General features: G+C 72.0%; 9 protein-coding genes and 1 pseudogene. 5 read left to right on the top strand and 5 right to left on the bottom strand.

The genetic code is table 11. The features are described from left to right. Window positions 1-228 precede the first annotated feature (228 nt). From AB0J36_RS16745 to AB0J36_RS16755, 3 genes are all read left to right on the top strand, one after another. On the top strand, window positions 229-8,298 hold the full coding sequence (locus AB0J36_RS16745) for a LamG-like jellyroll fold domain-containing protein (protein WP_363660842.1): 8,070 nt from the start codon (window positions 229-231) through the stop codon (window positions 8,296-8,298). Window positions 8,299-8,331: 33 nt separating this feature from the next. Next, a complete protein-coding gene (locus AB0J36_RS16750; RefSeq protein WP_363660830.1) occupies window positions 8,332-8,778 on the top strand; it encodes a DUF4240 domain-containing protein in 447 nt (148 codons plus the stop codon). Between the two features lie 202 nt (window positions 8,779-8,980). After that, window positions 8,981-9,658 carry a M23 family metallopeptidase gene (locus tag AB0J36_RS16755; protein ID WP_363660831.1) on the top strand — a complete coding sequence of 226 codons (678 nt, stop codon included), beginning with the start codon at window positions 8,981-8,983 and terminating at the stop codon, window positions 9,656-9,658. Here the strand turns inward: AB0J36_RS16755 and AB0J36_RS16760 are convergent. The 5 genes from AB0J36_RS16760 to AB0J36_RS16780 all read right to left on the bottom strand — a co-directional run bounded on the left by AB0J36_RS16760 (window position 9,579) and on the right by AB0J36_RS16780 (window position 15,077). Further along, window positions 9,579-10,760 carry an aminotransferase class V-fold PLP-dependent enzyme gene (locus AB0J36_RS16760; RefSeq protein WP_357393027.1) on the bottom strand — a complete coding sequence of 394 codons (1,182 nt, stop codon included), beginning with the start codon at window positions 10,758-10,760 and terminating at the stop codon, window positions 9,579-9,581. The genes AB0J36_RS16755 and AB0J36_RS16760 overlap by 80 nt on opposite strands. A 44-nt stretch (window positions 10,761-10,804) precedes the next feature. Beyond that, a complete protein-coding gene (locus tag AB0J36_RS16765; RefSeq protein ID WP_357393029.1) occupies window positions 10,805-11,848 on the bottom strand; it encodes a tyrosine recombinase XerC in 1,044 nt (347 codons plus the stop codon). A 128-nt stretch (window positions 11,849-11,976) separates the two neighbouring features. After that, window positions 11,977-13,173: a DNA-processing protein DprA gene (dprA, locus tag AB0J36_RS16770; protein ID WP_363660832.1), complete on the bottom strand. Its 1,197-nt coding sequence runs from the start codon at window positions 13,171-13,173 to the stop codon at window positions 11,977-11,979. Next, entirely contained in the window at window positions 13,170-14,690 is a 1,521-nt protein-coding gene (locus AB0J36_RS16775) for a YifB family Mg chelatase-like AAA ATPase (RefSeq protein WP_357173308.1), read from the bottom strand. The genes dprA and AB0J36_RS16775 overlap by 4 nt, the downstream gene beginning before the upstream one ends. 27 nt (window positions 14,691-14,717) lie before the next feature. After that, entirely contained in the window at window positions 14,718-15,077 is a 360-nt protein-coding gene (locus tag AB0J36_RS16780; protein WP_363660833.1) for a YraN family protein, read from the bottom strand. A gap of 146 nt (window positions 15,078-15,223) precedes the next feature. Here AB0J36_RS16780 and AB0J36_RS16785 point away from each other — a divergent pair. Both AB0J36_RS16785 and rpsB read left to right on the top strand, forming a co-directional pair. After that, a pseudogene (locus AB0J36_RS16785) lies at window positions 15,224-16,397 on the top strand (hypothetical protein). A gap of 388 nt (window positions 16,398-16,785) precedes the next feature. Beyond that, the gene (gene rpsB, locus AB0J36_RS16790; protein ID WP_357122240.1) at window positions 16,786-17,706 is read left to right on the top strand and encodes a 30S ribosomal protein S2; all 921 of its coding nucleotides are present in this window, start codon (window positions 16,786-16,788) and stop codon (window positions 17,704-17,706) included. Window positions 17,707-17,798 lie beyond the last annotated feature (92 nt).

A 17,798-nucleotide genomic window follows, 5' to 3' on the forward strand; every position in this document is an offset into this window, starting at 1 on the left:
TCAAGCGCCGGGTTCGGTCCGCCCGGCCGCCGTCGACCTGCGCAACATCCTTCTTGCGTGTTGCGTTGCCTGGGATTCCCAGACTGCGGCTTAACGTCCTTTTAGGAGCGTTATCGGCGAGCGAATATCCATGATCCGACCTGGCGTCAAGACATTGAAAGCTGTTAACCGCCTTCGTACGCTCCGCTCGCTCACAGAGAGCCAGGAGCGGGGGAGGGTGTCGTGCCGATGCACCGACAGTCACGCGTGTTCATCACGTTGGCCGGGGAGGGCTGCGCGGCGTGGGTTCGTCGCCTGTCGATCTTCTTGATCCTGGCCCTGGTGGCCACGATGGCGGACGTGCCCACCCGCCCGGCGCCGCCGGCCGCCGCCGCGGCGGCACCGACACCCGCACCGAAGCCGAAGTGTCCCGACGACCGTGCCGACGAGGTGTCGGCGGCGATCGCGGCCAAGCTCTGCGCTTCCCGGGTCGAGGTGAAGAACCGCCGGACCGAGACGACCCAGGTCTTCGCCAACCCGGACGGCACCCTGACCGAGGAGCAGGCACTCGCCCCGGTGCGGGTGCGCCGGGGCGACCAGTGGGTGCCGGTCGACCTCACCCTGCAGCGCCGGTCGGACGGCTCGGTGGCGCCGATCGCGCATCCCCTCGCGCTGACGTTCGCGGGCGCCACACCGGGTACCGGCGAGCACGAGGTGGTGAAGATCGGTGAGGGCGCGGACCAGGCAGGGCTGGCCTGGTCCGGCGCGCTGCCCGAGCCGGTGCTCGACGGACGCACGATCACCTACCCCGACGTACGACCGGGTGTCGACCTGGTGTTCCACGCGCACGCCACGGGCTACGAGCAGCACTTCGTGGTCAAGGACCGGGCCGCGCTCGCGCAGGTGCGCAAGCTGTCGGTGCCGCTGCGTACCGGCCAGCTCACCGCCGCCACCGACGGCATGGGGGGACTGCTGCTGAAGGACCGGCGCGGTCGGCAGGTGGGCCGGGCCCAGACGCCGTTGATGTGGGACGCCGAGGTGGCCCCGCAGTCCGGCGAGCGCCTCAACCACGCCCGGGTCGCGTTGCGCGCCGTCGCGGCCGGCAAGGGTCGTACCGTCATGGAGCTGACGCCGGACGCGACGTTCCTGGCACGGCCGGACCTGACCTTCCCGGTGACGATCGACCCACCGACCTCGCTGTCGCCGTCGTTCGACGCCTTCGTGCAGAACACCTACTCCAGCGACCAGTCCGGCTCGGCGGACCTGAAGCTGGGCTACTCGAACGACGGTGGCTCGTTCACCGCCCGCTCCTACCTCCGCTTCAACACCAGCGGTTTCGCCGGCAGCCGGGTGATCTCGGCGAAGCTGCGACTGTGGAACTACCACTCCTGGTCGTGCACGGCGGCGTCCTGGGAGGCCTGGCGCACCGACCTGGTCGACTCGTCGGTGCGGTGGACGGCCCAGCCGACCGCGCGGGCGAAGGTGGGCACCTCCACCGAGACCCGCGGTTACAGTTCGTCCTGCGGCGACGGCTACGTCTACGTCGAGGTCGGCGGGGCGCTGCAGTACGCGGCGGACACCAGCGCGTCCAGCGCGAGCGTGATGCTGCGGGCCACATCCGAGACCTCGACCTCCGGCTGGAAGCGCTTCGACTCGGCCGAGGGCACCCACCCGCCGCTGGTCTCCATCACCTACAACAGCGCGCCGTCGGTGCCGTCGGCACTGGCCGCCGCGCCCTGCTACACCGCCTGCGGATCCGGCGCCCAGACTTCCTCGCTGCGGCCCACCCTGTCGGCGAAGCTGACCGACGCCAACGCCGGGCAGACCCTGCAGGCCGAGTTCGTGGTGCGGAACAAGACCACCCAGGCCGTCGTCTCGTCGTCCGGCCTGCGATCGGGCAGTCCCGCCTGGACCAACGGCTCCACCGCCTCCTGGCAGGTGCCGGTCGACCTGGTCAACGGCGTCCAGTACGAGTGGCAGGTCCGGGCCAAGGATCCGTACGCCTACGGCACGGCGACGGCGTGGACCCCGCTGACCGTGGACACCACGAAGCCCGGTGTTCCCTTCGTGGCGGCGACGATCTACCTCAACGACGCCCAGCCGCACGGCGGCGCGGGCCAGGCGGACACCTTCACCTTCACCCCCGCCTCGGGTAGCACCGACCTCGCCGCCTTCGTCTACAAGTTCGACTACGACACGGCCGCGACCACGGTGGCCGCGACCGGGGCGAAGTCGGTCACGCTCAGCCCACGCGACGGGCACCGCACCCTGTCCGTGCAGGCCAAGGACTCGGCCGGCAACCTCTCCGACCTCAACCAATACGTCTTCGACGCGGGTAACGCCGCGCTGGCCGAACCGCTGCCGGGCGCGACGATCGTCAAGCGGACCAAGTTGCGGATCACCACCCCGGTCTCCGGCTACACCCGGACGTACTTCGAATATCGCCGGGGTCCGGGCGGTGCGATCCTGCCGGTGCCCTCGGCGAACCTGACCTCCGCCACCGGGGCGCCGATCACCGCGACCTCCGCCAGCCCTGTCGGCCTGTCGGCGCTCGGCGGATACGCGATCTGGAACGCCACCGACACTCTCGGCCTGACCGGTGGTGTCGTCGAGGTGCGAGCCCATCTCTACACCGCAACCGGCACGACGCCGGCGTACACCATCCCCTGGGTGCGGGTCTCCGTCGACTCGAGCGGCGACGGCGCCGCCGACGACGAGATCGGCGCCGGTTCAGTCAACCTCCTCACCGGCGACTACTCCATCTCCTCGACGGACGCTGACGAACTGGGACTCTCGGTCGCCCGGGCCACGTCGTCGCGGGACGGGGCCGCCGGCTACCAGCCGATGGCGCAGCGGTTGACCGCCAACCAGCAGCAGATCTCCACCGACCTGACCGGCTTCACCGTGCCGTCCACCTCGTCGGCGGCGCGTTCCACCGCACGTGGCCAGGGCGAGACCAGCCCGGCCGACTCGTTGGAGATCACCCCGGTCACCACCACGAGTAACGACACCTACGTGGCGGTCGGTGGCGACGGTGGGGCGATGCGGCTGAACATGGCCGCCGGCCGGACGTACCGGATGACCGGGTGGATCTTCGTGCCGGGCGCGACCGGGCTGGTGCCGGCCTACGCCCAGCGTGGCCTGCGGATCGTCGGCCTCACCAAGACCGGCAGCACCTACACCGAGACCTCCTCGGCGATGGCCGCCTACACCGACGGCTGGCAGGAGCTGTCGCTCGACATGACCGTCCCGGCCGGCGCGTCCGAGGCGTTCTTCCGGCTCTACAACGGCATGCAGGGCGGCTCCGGCCGCAAGGTCTACTGGGACAACCTGTCGTTCACCGAGATCATCGCCCCATTCGGCCCGGCCTGGACCGGCGGCGCGACCGGCGGCGCAGCGGACATCGAGTACAGCACCGTGACGCTGCCCGAACCGTCATTGGCCAGGGTCAACGGCATCGGTGGCGGCTGGATCACCTTCGCCAAGAACACCGACGGCGTGACCTTCACACCGGAGCCGGGCTCCGAGGGGATGGTGCTGACCAAGGTCGGTACCACCGCCTACCGGCTGTCGGAGTTGGACGGCACCGTCACCGAGTTCACCTCGCAGGGTGGGGTCTGGGCGGCCACGTCGTCCTGGACGCCGGAGTCCGACACCACCTCCCGCTACATCTATGACACGACCGGCAGCCGATTGCTGCTCAAGAAGGTGATCAACCCGGCCGAGCCGGGCGTCGACGACACCAACCACTGCACCACCGCCGTACCGGCGCGGGGCTGCGAGGTCCTGGAGTACGAGTACGCCACCACCACCTCATCCGGACTGAGCCAGACGGTGTTCGGCGACTACACCGACCGGGTCTCCGGAGTGAAGCTCTGGGCCTGGGACCCGGACACCTCGGCGACGACCGCCACCCAGGTCACCCGATACGCGTACGACGACCTCGGCCAACTCCGTGAGGTGTGGGACCCCCGGGCCACCCCGGCGCTGAAGACCACCTACGAGTACGGCGGCGGCCGGGTCACCAAGGTCACCCCGTCCGGCGAGCTGCCGTGGAACTTCGACTACGGCAACCCGGACGTCGACTCCGCGGCACTGCGCTGGGACCTCGACGCCGGCTCGGGCACCGCCGTCGCCGACTCCTCCGGCAGCGGCCGCAACGGCACCATGGCCAGCGGTGTCTCCTGGGGGCAGGGCAACGACCCGGACAACCCGGCCGACCGGGCCTCGGTGTTCACCGGCGGCACCGGCCAGCAGATCAGCGTCGCCGGCACGGCCCTGTCCAACACCGCCTCCTACACCGTCTCCGCCTGGGTGCGGATCAAGGACAAGTCGGTCAACCGCACCGCGGTGTCCAAGGACGGCTCCCGGACCAGCGGCCTGTTCCTGAACTACGTCGCCGCCGAGGACAAGTTCGCGTTCTCGCGGGTGACCTCGGACAGCGACAGCGCGACCCCGGTTCGGGCCATCGCGAACAGCACCGCCGTGGCGGGCAAGTGGACCCACCTGACCGGCGTCTACGACACCGCCAGCGCCAAGATGAAGCTCTACGTCAACGGCGTGTTGCAGAGCACCACCGCGGCCACCGGCGGCTGGAACGCCGGCGGCGCCTACGTGATCGGCCGGGCCAAGTGGGCCGGTGCCGCCTCGAACATCTGGGACGGCGAAGTCGACGACGTCCGCGTCTACGGGAAGGCGCTCACCGACCAGCAGGTCACCCGCCTCTCCGGCGACGAGAACACCGGACGGCTGCTGAAGGTCCGCCGGGCCGCGCTCCAGCAGGGCTCCAAGACCGCCACCGACGGTGAGGTCGCCACGAACGTCGTCTACAACGTGCCGTTGGCCAGGTCCCTCGGCGGTCCGTACGACCTGAACTCGGCGGCCATCTCCACGTGGGGCCAGGTCGACCTGCCCACCGACGCGACCGCCGTGTTCGGCCCCGAGGACAACCCCGGCCGCAACGCCGCCACCCCGGCCAGCCCGGGTAGCAACGGCTACCCGTACGCCACCGTGCACTACCTCAACGCCGGGGGACAGGAGGTCAACACGGCCAGTCCGGGTGGCCACCTCGACACCGCCGAGTACGACAGGTTCGGCAACGTGGTCCGCAGCCTGGAGGCCACCGACCGGGAACTGGCCCTCGGCACGTTCCAGGGCTCCGCTCGCTACCTCGACGAGTTGGGCCTGGCCGGCTCGGACACCGCCAGCAGAGCGCTGGCGCTCTCCACCATCAACACGTACAGCACCGACGGTGTCGACCTCCTCGAATCCGTCGGGCCCACCTCGACGGTGGTACTGGAGAACCCCCTCGCCGATCCGGACGGCACCGGCCCGCTGGAGGCGATCCCGGCCGGCGCGACGGTGATCGGACGGTCGCACGCCGTCAACAAGTACGACGAGGGCAAGCCCGACGGGGCCACCTACCACCTGGTGACCACGGAGAGTGAAGGCGCGCAGATCGTCGGCTATCCGGACGCCGACGTGCGGGTGTCGAAGAACGCTTACGACGCGGAGTACGGCGGCGTGTCCGGCTGGACGTTGAAGTCCCCGACGAAGGTGATCGCGGACGCCGGAGCGGGCGGGCAGAACCTGACCGCGTACGTGGTCCGCAACGCCAGCGGTCAGGTGCTCAAGTCCTGGGGCATCGGCTCCACCGGCTCGGACGCGATGGCTACCGAGGTCATCTACTACTCGACCGGGGCCAACGCTCAGGACGGCGCGTGCGGCAACCGGCCCGAGTGGGCCGGCGAGCCCTGCGTCACCCGGGCGGTCGGAGCCGTCACCGGGCACGATCCGGCTCGGATGACCACCAACCTGCCGGTGCGGAGGATCAACTCCTACACCCGGTACGGCGACGAGGCCGTGGTGTCCGAGACGTCGAACGGCAAGACCCGCACGACCACCACCCAGTACGACGCGGCCACCCGCGTGACCAGCACGCAGGTCAGCTCCGACGAGGGCGCACCGGTGCCGGCGGTGACCACCGCCTACAGCCCGACGTCCGGCGACGTCACCGTCACCACGATGGGCACCTCGACGGTCACCCGCGAGTACGACCTGCTCGGCCGGCTGGCGTCCTACACCGACGCCGACGGCGGCACGACGACCAACGAGTTCGACAGGTTCGGCAAGTCGGTGAAGGTCTCCGACCCCACCGGGTACTCGACCTTCGCCTACGACCGTGCGGCGGAGCCCCGCGGCCTGCTGACCAGCGTCACCGACAGCGTCGCCGGCACGTTCTCGGCGAAGTACTCCCCGGACGGCCAACTCACCGAGCTGAAGTACCCGGGCGGGCTGACCCGGACCGACCGGCTCGACGCGAACCTCCAGCCGGTGGAGCGGACCTACACCCGCGACTCCGACAACGAGGTCATCTACTCCGAGTCGGTCCAGGAGAACACCGCCGGTCAGTGGGTGAACCACACCTACACCGGTGGCAGTAAGGCCTACCGCTACGACCGGCTGGGCCGACTGACACGTGCCCAGCACGACAGCGCCATCACCGACGGCTGCGTCACCCGCACCTACACCTACGACGACCGGACCAACCGGACCGGGAACTCGCGGTACGCGCCGGCAGCCGACGGTACGTGTGACGAGACCGGCACCCCGGTGTCCGGCACGCACAGCTACGACACCGCCGACCGGCTCACCGACGCCGGCTACGTCTACGACGCCTTCGGGCGGACCACCACCATGCCGGACGGCCTGACGAACGCGTACTTCGCGAACGATCTGGTGCAACGGCAGCAACTCGGGGACTCCCGCCAGAGCTGGACGTTGGACCCCGCGCACCGGTTCCGGGCGTTCACCACCGAGACCATGGTCGACGGCAACTGGGTCAACGCCACCTCCAAGCTGAACCACTACGGCGACGACTCCGACGAGCCCCGCTGGATCATCGAGGACACCACGCTGGGCAGCTACACCCGCAACGTGTCCGGCCCCGACGGTGACCTGGCAGCCACCACCTCCGACGCGGGAGACGTCCGGCTGCAGCTGTTGAACCTGCACGGCGACGTGGCCGCCACGATCGACACGGCGTTGCTGGAGCCCGAGTTCCTCGACTACGACGAGTTCGGTGTGCCGGTGGCGGGGCAGGCCGACCAGCGGTACGGCTGGCTCGGCGGCAAGCAGCGCTCCGGCGACGCGGTGGGCGACGTCATCCTCATGGGTGTCCGCCTCTACTCGCCGGGGATCGGGCGGTTCCTCCAGGTCGACCCGGTCGACGGCGGAAACGCCACCGCCTACGACTACTGCGCCGGGGACCCGGTCAACTGCACCGACCTGGACGGCAAGTTCGGCTGGGGCAGCATCAAGAAGGGCCTGTCCAAGGTCGCCAAGGTCGCGTCCTACGCGTCGATGATCCCGGGGCCGATCGGCACCATCGCCGGGGTGGTCTCCGCGGTCTCGTACGCCGCCACCGGCAACTGGCGGGAGGCTGCCTGGGCCATCGGCGGCGCGCTGGCCGCGACCGTGGGGGCGGGCGCGGCGGTCCGCGGAGCCCGCTTCGCCGTCGGTGCCGCGAGGGCCGCCCAGAAGGCCCGCAAGGCCAGCCGGGCACGACGGTTGTACAAGGGCAGGCATCGAAGTCGCTGTAACTCCTTCACGCCGCAGACCCAGGTGTTGATGGCGGACGGGTCATCGCTGCCCATCTCGGACGTTCAACTGGGCGACTGGGTCATGGCGGTCGATCCCACGACTGGCGTGGCCGAGGCCAAGCCCGTCCTCGCCGTGATCGACGGCGTTGGCGCGAAGCACCTGATCGACATCGACCTCGACGAGGGTCAGGGCGGGGCGCTGGAGGCTACGGCTGAGCACCCGCTGTGGGTGGAGGGCGTGGGCTGGACGTTCGCCGAGAAGGTGCGGGCCGGCGATCGGCTACGCGCCGCCAACGGAACGACGGTGCAGGTGGCCTCTGTTGTGGACCGTGGCTGGGTGCCGGCACAGACCGTGTACAACCTCAACGTCGGGGATGTGCACACGTACGCTGTCCGGGTCGACGGTGTCGACGTGTTGGCGCACAACGTCAGCGCGTGCGGTAAACACGGCAACTCACTCGACTGTTCCTGCCCCCACTACGTCTACCGAATCGACAAGAACGGCGAGGTGTACAGGTACGGCGAAGGAAAGGGTGACCGGCTTCCGAAACAGCTCAGGAAGCTCAACCGCAAGAATCCGAATGACAAGTACACCGCTAAGTACCTGCGGCGCGGCATCCCGGGTAAGCGGCGGGCAAAGGCTATAGAAACACGACTGATCAGAGGCTTCTTCCGGATCTTCGGAAAACGCCCTGACGGAAACAAGAACTGGCACTAGTTCGACCTGGTCGACGATTGGTTGAGGATTTCGATGCTTGCAGACGAGGAATTCTGGCGGCTCGTGGCGGTGCTCGGCGGCCAGCCCGAAGTCCAGGACGACCGGCCGTACGAGCGGTTGACCTCCATGCTGTCGGACGAGCCGGTGGAGCGGATCATCGATTTTGCTGAGACGCTCGCCTTCAAGCTCTATCAGTTGGACCGTCGGGTGCTCGCTCAGGCGGTCCCACCGGGCGCTGATCAACTGACTGAGGACGGCTTCCTGTACGCGCGCTGCGCGGTGGTGGTGGCGGGGCCCGCGGCATTCGATGCCGTGTTGGCCGATCCGGCGGCGTTCACCCGCTTCACCACCGTCGAGGCCGCGCACGCGGATTCGATCCTCGACGTCCCCTCGAACGCCTATCAGAGGCTGACCGGGGTGGAGTGGGACCACGTCGAGGAGTACGACTACGAAACCGGTTCCAACGAACAGTGGTGGTGAGCTGACCCGGGCTCGTCCGAGGATGTCGGGTAGGTGAAAGGGCCTACCCGACGCCTCGGCGAGCCCGGCACGCACAGCAGCTCCCCAGCGCGGCATAGCAGATCATCGGCGCCTCCGGGTGGTCGTCCACAGGGCCGTCTGTTGTCCACAGCTTCGCTGGCCGGGCTGGCGGACGACCCGGCCCCGGGCCGAGGCTGCCGGCATGCGATCGCCATCCGCCACCCGTCTCGGCTCGAACCTCCGTACCGTGCTGCTCTGCGCGGCGTTCCCCCTCGCTCTGATCGTGCAGCTCTGCGGTTTTGCGGTACTTGTCGCGTCGGTGCCCGGTCTGCCACCGACGCCGACCGTGCCGATCGCGTTCGAGCCTCCCGCTCCCACCGAGCGCTTCCGCTGGCCGCTCGACGGGCCACCGCGACTGGTGCGCCGCTTCGACCCGCCACCTGAGCCGTGGCTGTCCGGCCACCGGGGCGTCGACCTGGCCGCCTCGGCTCAAACCGTGGTCCGCAGCGCCGGGCCGGGCACCGTCCTCTTCGTCGGTCTGGTGGCCGGCCGACCGGTGGTCACCGTGGGGCATGCCGGAGGGCTGCGAACCACCCACGAGCCCGTGCGACCCGGGGTACGCCCCGGTCAGGCGGTCGCCGCAGGAGCGCCGCTGGGCGAACTGCTGCCCGGCCACCCCGGTTGCCCGGCCGACGCGTGCCTGCACTGGGGCCTGCGCCGAGGTGCGGAGTACCTGGACCCGCTCGCCCTGCTCGGCCTCGGCCCGGTGCGGCTCCTCCCGCTCGACCCGGTGCGCGGGGTCAGCGCTGGGCGAGCAGCGCCGGCAACCGGGTGGCCAGCCGCTCGTACTCGTCGGCGGCGTTGTAGACCTGGCCGGTGAGTCGCAGCCACCCACGGCCGTTCCAGCTCATCACCGCCACCTCGGCGGCGAGCCGCTCGCCGATGCGCGTCTGCAACGCCCGCGCCGCGTCGATCGTGGTGCCCGTCCCGGCCGGCAGCGGGATGAGACGCAGCGACACCCCCGGTCCGCCGGGGTCGGGCAGTTGGGCGGGGGGCACCCCCAGAGCGTCCCCCACCACCCGCTGGCCGTACGCGGCGAGCGCGGCGTTGTGTTCCCGTACCCGGTCGACACCGAGGCTGCGCAGCGTGAACAGCCCGGCGGGGGCAGCCAACCACGAGGTGTAGTCGAGGGTGGCCTGCCATTCGACCCGGGCCGGGAAGCCGGACTCCTGCTCCCACGAAACCACCAGCGGCTCGATCCGCTCGCGCCACTGCGGGGCGACCGCCAGCAGGGCGGTGCCGCGCGGCGCGTACCCCCACTTGTGCAGGTTGCCCGCCCAGAAGTCGGCGCCGATGCTGGCGACCGTGATGGCGAGCATCCCGGGGGCGTGCGCGGCATCCACCAGGACCGGCACACCGTTCTCGTGGGCCACCGCCACGATGGCGGCCGTCGGGAAGAGCTTTGCGGTGGCCGAGGTGAGCTGGTCGACGACGAGCAGCCGGGTCCGTCCCGGGCGCAGGCCGGCCCGGATGGTCTGCACGATCTGCTCGTCGCCGGCGTCCAGCGGAATCGGCAGCACCCGGCTGACCGCGCCGGTGCGGCGGCACTCCCGCCCGATGGCCAGACTCACCGCCCCGTACCCGTGGTCGGTGCTGACGATCTCGTCGCCGGGTCGCAGGCCCATCGACTGGAGCACCACGGCGACGCCGGTGGTGGTGTTGCCGATCAGCGCGCTGCCCTGCGGGTCCGCGCCGAGGAACCCGGCGAGGTGCCGCCGGGTGTGCGCGAGCCGATCGACGAGCCCCTGGGTGAAGAAGCGCAGCGGGTTGGCCTCCATCTCGTCGCGCAGTCGCTGCTGGGCGCGCTGCACGCCGATCGGCACCGCGCCGAACGAGCCGTGGTTGAGGTGGCTGACCGCCGGGTCCAGGGAGAACAGCAGGCGGGCGCCCGGAATCGGCTCGGGAGGCTGCGGGACGCTCACCGGATGATCGTAACCGTCGGGTGGTCCGACCGGCCCGCCAGTGATCAGGCGCGGGGGTGCGCCTGGCGGTAGGCGGCGCGCAACCGCTCTACCGACACGTGGGTGTAGATCTGCGTGCTGGCCAGCGACGAATGCCCGAGCAGTTCCTGCACGGCGCGCAGGTCCGCGCCGCCCTCCAGCAGGTGGGTGGCGGCGGAGTGGCGCAGCCCGTGCGGGCTCGTCCGGGGCAGGCCGGCGGCCTCGGCGTACCCGCCGACGATCTGACGCGCCGTGGTCGGGTTGAGCCGACCGCCGCGGGCCCCGAGTAGCAGCGCGTCGCCCGAGTGCGGGGCGACCAGCGCGGGGCGGCCCCGCCGCAGCCACTCGTCGAGCGCCCGCTGCGCCGGCACGCCGTACGGCACCGACCGCTCGCGGCGGCCCTTGCCGAACACCCGGATCACGCGCCGGGCGTGGTCGACGTCCTCGACGTCCAGCCCGCACGCCTCGCTGACCCGTACGCCGGTGGCGTAGAGCAGTTCCAGCAGCGCCCTGTCGCGCAGCGCCACCGCCGCGTCGGTGGCTCCGTCCGTCGTGGGCTCCCCGCCGGGGGCGGACCCCGTCGCGGGCGTGCCGTTTGCGGGCGATCCTGTCGTGGGCGTGCCGGGTGCGGTTGCCGGGTGCCGGGTCGGCGCCTCCAGCAGCGCGGTGGCCTGGTCGGCGCGCAGGACGCCGGGCAGCTCCCGGTGCGCGCGAGGGCTGGCCAGCGCGGCCCCCACGTCGGCGGCGAGCAACCCGGCGCGGTGTGCCCACGCGCTGAACGCCCGTGCCGAGGCGGCTCTGCGCGCCAGCGACGTACGGGCGGCGCCGGTGGTCCGCTGCCGGGCCAACCAGCTCCGCAGGACCGACAGGTCGACCTCGCCCAGGTCGCGGCAACCCATCCGCACCGCGTGGTCGAGCAGCGCGACCACGTCGGTGACGTACGCGCGGACGGTGTGCGCCGACCGGTTGCGAACCTGGGAAAGGTGCCTGGCGAAGTCGTCGACCGCGTCCCGCAGCGGCGGTGGCAGGTTCTGATGAGTGGCCCGGGTGCCCCGGGCGGACCGGCTCACGGCCGCCGCGCCTCTCGCGGCGTCACCGATGCGGTCCGCCGGGCGGCACGCGCACCTTCGCTGGCAGCAGGCACGGCACCAGCGTACGGCCGAGGGTTGTGCTCCGCCGGCCACGTCGGCGTCCGCGTCTACCGGCGGTCGGCCGGACCCTTGGGTTTGTCGACCGGGGCGAGGGCGTAGCCGTCGTCACGTCGTACCACCATGGACAGTTCTTCGAGCAGGGACAGTTTGCGTAGCGCGGTACGCACGTCCAGACCGGCGCGGGCGGCGAGCTTGTCCACCCCCCGTGCGCCCCGGCGGGGCAACGCCTCCAGCACCGACCGGGCGTCGTCGTCCAGGTCGTCGGTCGGCCGCTGCGGGCCGCGGGCCAGCGGGGCCAGGTCCGCGCCGATCCGGCCCACCTCATCGAGCACGTGTGCGACACCGGTGACCAGTCGGGCCTTTTCGTTCTCGCGCAGCAACTCGTGCGCGCCGACGGACATCGCCGAGGTCACCGGCCCGGGTACCACCATGGCCACCCGACCGGTGTAGATGGCCCGCCGGGCGGTCTGCGTCGCTCCGCTGCGCGCCGACGCCTCCACCACGACGGTGCCCAGCGTGCCGCCAGCGATCACCCGGTTGCGGATCAGGAACCGGGGCCGCAGTGGCTCGGCGCCCGGCGGCCACTCGCTGACCAGCAGCCCGGTGTCGGCGATCCGGTCGAAGAGGGCGGTGTTGCCCATCGGGTACGGCCGGTCCACCCCGCAGGCCAGCACCGCCACGGTGCGGCCCTCGGCGTTGAGGGCGCCCCGGTGGGCGGCGGCATCGATCCCGAACGCGCCACCGGAGACGACCGTCCAGTCCCGCTCGGCCAGCCCGTACCCGAGGTCGGTGGCCACGTGCTGGCCGTAGGCCGTGGCCGCCCGCGCGCCGACCACGGCCACCGAGCGCTCCAACGCCTCACCGAGCGGCCACGCGCCGCGTACCCAGAAGCACAGCGGTGGGGCGGTCTCCACGTCCACGCGACGGGTCAGGTCGGGGAGCCGCAGCGTGCCGAGATCAGCGACCCGGGCCGGCCACTCGTCGTCGTCCGGGGTGACCAGACGCGCGCCGAGTCGATCCGCCCGGTCCAGGGCCTCGTCCGCCGCCGCGCGGGCGTCGCCGGTCGACATCCGGGCGGTCACGGCGGAGGCCAGCCGCCGGTCGGGGCTGCCGCCGTCGAGCAGCAGATCCAGCGTCGCCACCGGCCCCAGCTGCTCGACCAGCGCGTGCACCACGCGGGTGCCGGGCTCGGCCAGCCAGGTCAGCGCCACCCGGGCCAGCCTGCTCTGCTCGTCGGCGCTCATGCCGTCTCTCCTGTCCGTAGCTGGGTCGCCTCTCGGACGTCCTCACGGTCGGGCCGATCCCGTCCGTCCAGGTCCGCGATGGTCCAGGCCATCCGGATCACCCGGTCGAAGCCGCGCGCCGAGAGCGAGCCGGAGTCGAGCCGGGCGCGCAGTTCGGCGGTGACCAGCGCCGGTAGTCGCCAGGGCGGGCGGCGCAGGAACGGGCCGTCCACCTCGGCGTTGAGTCGCCGTCCGAGGCCGGCCCAACGGGTGGCCGCCGCGCCGCGTGCCGCCGCGACCCGGGCGGCGACGGTGGCCGAGGACTCGACGTCACCTCCGGACGCCATCAGCTCCGCCGCCCGTACGGGCATCAGCCGCACCTGCACGTCGATCCGGTCGAGCAGCGGCCCCGACAGCCGGCCCAGGTAGCGGCGGCGGGCCACCGGCGTGCACTCGCAGTACGCGTCGCCGGACGGTTTGGCGCACGGGCACGGGTTGGCGGCCAGCACCAGCTGCGTCCGGGCCGGGTACTCGGTGCCGCCACCGCTGCGGCTGAGCTGGATGCGGCCGTGCTCCAGCGGCTGGCGCAGCGCCTCCAACGCGCCCTTGCTGAACTCGGGGGCCTCGTCGAGGAAGAGCACCCCGCGGTGGGCGAGCGACACCGCGCCGGGGCGGGCCAGCCCGGAACCGCCGCCGACGAGCGAAGGGACGGTCGCCGTGTGGTGCGGCGCCTGGAACGGCGGACGACGCAGGAGCCGACCACCCGGTGGCAGCAGCCCGGCGACCGAGTGCAGGGCGGTCACCTCCAGCGCCGCGTCGTCGTCCAGCTCCGGCAGGAGCGACGGCAGCCGCTCGGCCAGCATGGTCTTGCCGGCCCCCGGCGGGCCCAGCAACGCGAGGTGGTGCCCGCCCGCCGCGGCGACCTCCAACGCGCGCCGGCCCATCTGCTGTCCGGCGACCTCGGCGAGGTCGGGGCCGCCGGTGATCGGCGCCGGGGTGTCCGTCGGTGGCTCGATCAGCGGGCTGCCGTCACGGACGAAGGTGACCAGCCGGTGCAGCGTGTCCACCGCCCGTACCCGGACGCCGGGGATGACGGCGGCCTCGGCGGCGTTGTCGGTCGGCACGATCACGCGCTGGATACCCGCCCGTGCCGCCGCGACGACCATCGGCAGCACGCCGCGTACCGGCCGGACCGTCCCGTCCAGGCCCAGCTCGCCGAGGATCACCACGTTCTCCAGTGGCAGCAGTGGCAGCTCGCCGGAGCCGCCCAGCAGCGCGGCGGCGATGGCCAGGTCGAATGCCGAGCCGAACTTCGGCAGCGTCGCGGGCAGCAGGTTCAGCGTGATGCGCCGGTTGGGCCACCGTTGACCGGAGTTGACGACGGCGGCCCGGACCCGGTCGCGGGCCTCGTGCAGGGCGGTGTCCGGCAGGCCGGAGATCACCACCGCCGGCAGGCCGGCGGCGAGGTCCGCCTCAACCTCGACCAGGTGGCCGGTGACGCCGACCAACCCCACGCAGAGCACCTTCGCGTAGCTCATGACGCGTCCCCCGTTCGTCGGCGCATCTCAGAACGCGCCCTTGAGGTGGTCGATCCGCGCGGGACCGGTGTCGGGCAGACGTACCGACACCACGTCGAACCGCACCTCGTCGGCGCTCGTGCCGGTCTCGGCGAGCCAGCGTGCGGCGAGACCGCGCAGGCGGCGGGCCTTGGCGGGTACGACCGCCTCGGCCGGTGAGCCGAACGCGTCGCCCCGACGCGTCTTCACCTCGCAGAACGCGAGCACCGGCCCGTCCCAGGCGATGATGTCGATCTCGCCTTCCGGGCAGCGCCAGTTCCGGACGATCGGGCGTAGTCCCGCCTCGCTCAGGTGCCGGGCGGCGCACCGCTCGCCGTACGCGCCGACCGCCTGGTTCCGCTTCGTCATGGCCGCGACGGTGCCCCTCGGGGCACGAGGGCCGCGACCCCGAGAGCGCCCGCCTGTGGATGACGGTCGCTCTGTGGACGACCGGACGATCAAGCCCCTGCTGTGCTACGGCGCCAATTGGTGTCGATCAACCCGGCCGGGGCCAAATGGCGCGGGCCTGGCCCGTCGCATACGGTGCCTGACGTGGACGGACGACGGAGCTTTCCGGAAGATCAGGAGTCGCGCTGGTACCCCGACGAGCGGGGGCGCGGGTACGGCGAGCCCGAGTGGCGCGGCGCGGGTGAACCGCGATACCGCGACGGCGAGATCCCCGAGCAGCGCGGCGTCGAGGACGCCCGCTCCGTCGAGGACACCGGAGTCGGCCGACGCCGCGAGCCCGACCCGACCCGCCTGGGCGGCGCGTCAGAACCGGACTCGGGTCGTTTCGGCGCGGTGGACGCGGTCCGCTTCGGGGGTGCCCCGGAACCGGACTCCGGGCGGTTCGGTGTCGTCGACGCGCAGCCGGGGCGGTTGGGGGTCGGCGGGGCAGATTTCGGGCGTGTCCCCGATCCGCTGGGTGACGTCCGCACGGACGCGGACGGCTACCGGCCGACCCGCTCACGCAGGGCGGATCGGGACCCCTCGGAGATCTCTGGTGAGCTGCCCGGCCGCCGGGCCGCCCGAGAGCCACTGACCATGACGACGCCGGACACCGCCCGGGACGCCGGAATGGCCAGCGCCCGGGACGCCGGGCTGGTGACCGGCAGCAACGTCGGCCCGGCCCCCACCGCGGACGTCGGGCCGGCGGTCGCGCTGCTCGGTGGCCCCGGCCTGCCCGGGGAGCAGAGCCAGCCCGTCCCGCTGGCCGAGCAGAGCCGGCCCGCCCCGCTCGCCGGCTACCCGATCGTCGAGCCGACCCGGGGCGGCAGCGGGGAGCACCCGCATCCGTTGGATATGCCGACCGGCCCGATGCCGGGGATCGGCCCCCGCCCCGACCTGGGCGGGGGAGACGCGCCGGCGTACCCCCCAGCCCCGGACGGGGTCTACCGGACCCGCCGGCCGGCGTTGGCGGCCCTCTTCGCCCTGCTGACGTTGATCTTCGAGATCCCCGCGCTGCGGGTGTTGCTGGCCGGTGTGACGGGCGACCCGGTGGACGCGGGCAACGTCGTGGTGGGTATCTGCCTGGTCGCCGGGCTGCCGATCTTCGCAACCGGGCTGTACGGGCTCAGGACGGGCGGACTCGCGCTCTCCGACAGCGGCCGGGGTTGGCTGCGCCCTCCCACGGCGTACCTGACCGTCGGCCTGGTGCTCTTCGTCGCCGCGGCGCTCGCCGCCGGCTGACCCGCCGCCGCCGTCCGCCCGGCGCGGCCGGTCCGCCGTCCGCCCGGCGCGGCCGATCCGCCGTCGGCCCGGCGCGGCCGATGATCCACGCAACAACCAGGAAATAGTGGCCTCTGGTGACGCGGAGGCCACTATTTCCCGGAACTAGCGCGATCTTGTCCGGCGGCGCGGCACCCCGGCACGCCGAAACCGGGGAGGGGCGTACACTGGCCAACTGGCGACCGCCTCGCGCGGTCGACCTCGCGCGCCCTCTTCACGAATCGTCGTGTAGCGACGGCCTCCCTGGTCCCGATCTTGGTCGGGTCCACCATGGGCCGGCGACCAGGCGCCAGGACGCCCGGCCACCGGCCGGGCGTGACAACCAGGGATCTTGAGGAGTACCCACACCATGGCCGTCGTGACCATGCGTCAGCTGCTGGAGAGCGGTGTCCACTTCGGGCACCAGACCCGGCGCTGGAACCCGAAGATGAAGCGCTTCATCATGACCGAGCGCAACGGCATCTACATCATCGACCTGCGCCAGACTCTCGACTACATCGAGAAGGCGTACGAGTTCGTGCGTGGGACCGTCGCGGAGGGTGGCAGCATCCTCTTCGTCGGTACCAAGAAGCAGGCCCAGGAGGCCATCGCCGAGCAGGCGACCCGGGTCGGTCAGCCGTACGTCAACCACCGCTGGCTCGGTGGCATGCTGACCAACTTCCAGACGGTGTACAAGCGGCTCCAGCGGATGAAGGAGCTGGAGGCCCTTGGTGACCTGAGCGGCACCGCCGCCGGTTACACCAAGAAGGAGACCCTGCAGCTCTCCCGCGAGAAGATCAAGCTCACCCGCACGCTGGGTGGTCTGCGGGACATGCAGAAGCTGCCGGCCGCGGTCTGGATCGTCGACACCAAGAAGGAGCACATCGCCGTCGACGAGGCCCGCAAGCTGGGCATCCCGGTGATCGCCGTCCTCGACACCAACTGCGACCCGGACGAGGTCGACTTCCCGATCCCGGGCAACGACGACGCCATTCGCTCGGCCGAGCTGCTGACCAAGGTCGTCGCCGCCGCCGTCGCGGACGGTCTGATCGCGCGTTCCGGCCGTCGCCGGGGCAACGACGAGAAGCCCGAGGGTGTCGCGAGCGACGAGCCGCTGACCGAGTGGGAGCGCGAGCTGCTCGAGCCGAAGAAGGCTGACGAGTCGGCCGCCCCGGCCGAGCAGCCGGCCGCTGCCGCCGCCGAGCAGCCCGCCGCCACCGAGCAGCCGGCCGCCGCCGAGCAGCCGGCGCAGGCCGCCACCGAGCAGCCGGCGGCCGCCGCCGCGGAGTGATCGCATCGTCGCCGCCCTGCCGTCCGTTTTCGCGGACGGCGGGCGGCGACGGTACGACGGGCACGTTCGGCCCGATTCCGGGTAACCGGCAC

Origin of the sequence: Micromonospora sp. NPDC049662, assembly GCF_040675055.1 — a bacterium.
In the GTDB taxonomy this organism is placed as follows: domain Bacteria; phylum Actinomycetota; class Actinomycetes; order Mycobacteriales; family Micromonosporaceae; genus Micromonospora.

Excerpts from the sequence above, each read along its gene's own strand:
- AB0J36_RS16745 (WP_363660842.1), top strand. The coding sequence starts at position 229 with ATGCACCGACAGTCACGCGTGTTCATCACGTTGGCCGGGGAGGGCTGC.
- AB0J36_RS16750 (WP_363660830.1), top strand. The coding sequence starts at position 8,332 with ATGCTTGCAGACGAGGAATTCTGGCGGCTCGTGGCGGTGCTCGGCGGC.
- AB0J36_RS16755 (WP_363660831.1), top strand. The coding sequence starts at position 8,981 with ATGCGATCGCCATCCGCCACCCGTCTCGGCTCGAACCTCCGTACCGTG.
- dprA (WP_363660832.1), bottom strand. The coding sequence starts at position 13,173 with ATGAGCGCCGACGAGCAGAGCAGGCTGGCCCGGGTGGCGCTGACCTGG.
- AB0J36_RS16775 (WP_357173308.1), bottom strand. The coding sequence starts at position 14,690 with ATGAGCTACGCGAAGGTGCTCTGCGTGGGGTTGGTCGGCGTCACCGGC.
- AB0J36_RS16780 (WP_363660833.1), bottom strand. The coding sequence starts at position 15,077 with ATGACGAAGCGGAACCAGGCGGTCGGCGCGTACGGCGAGCGGTGCGCC.
- rpsB (WP_357122240.1), top strand. The coding sequence starts at position 16,786 with ATGGCCGTCGTGACCATGCGTCAGCTGCTGGAGAGCGGTGTCCACTTC.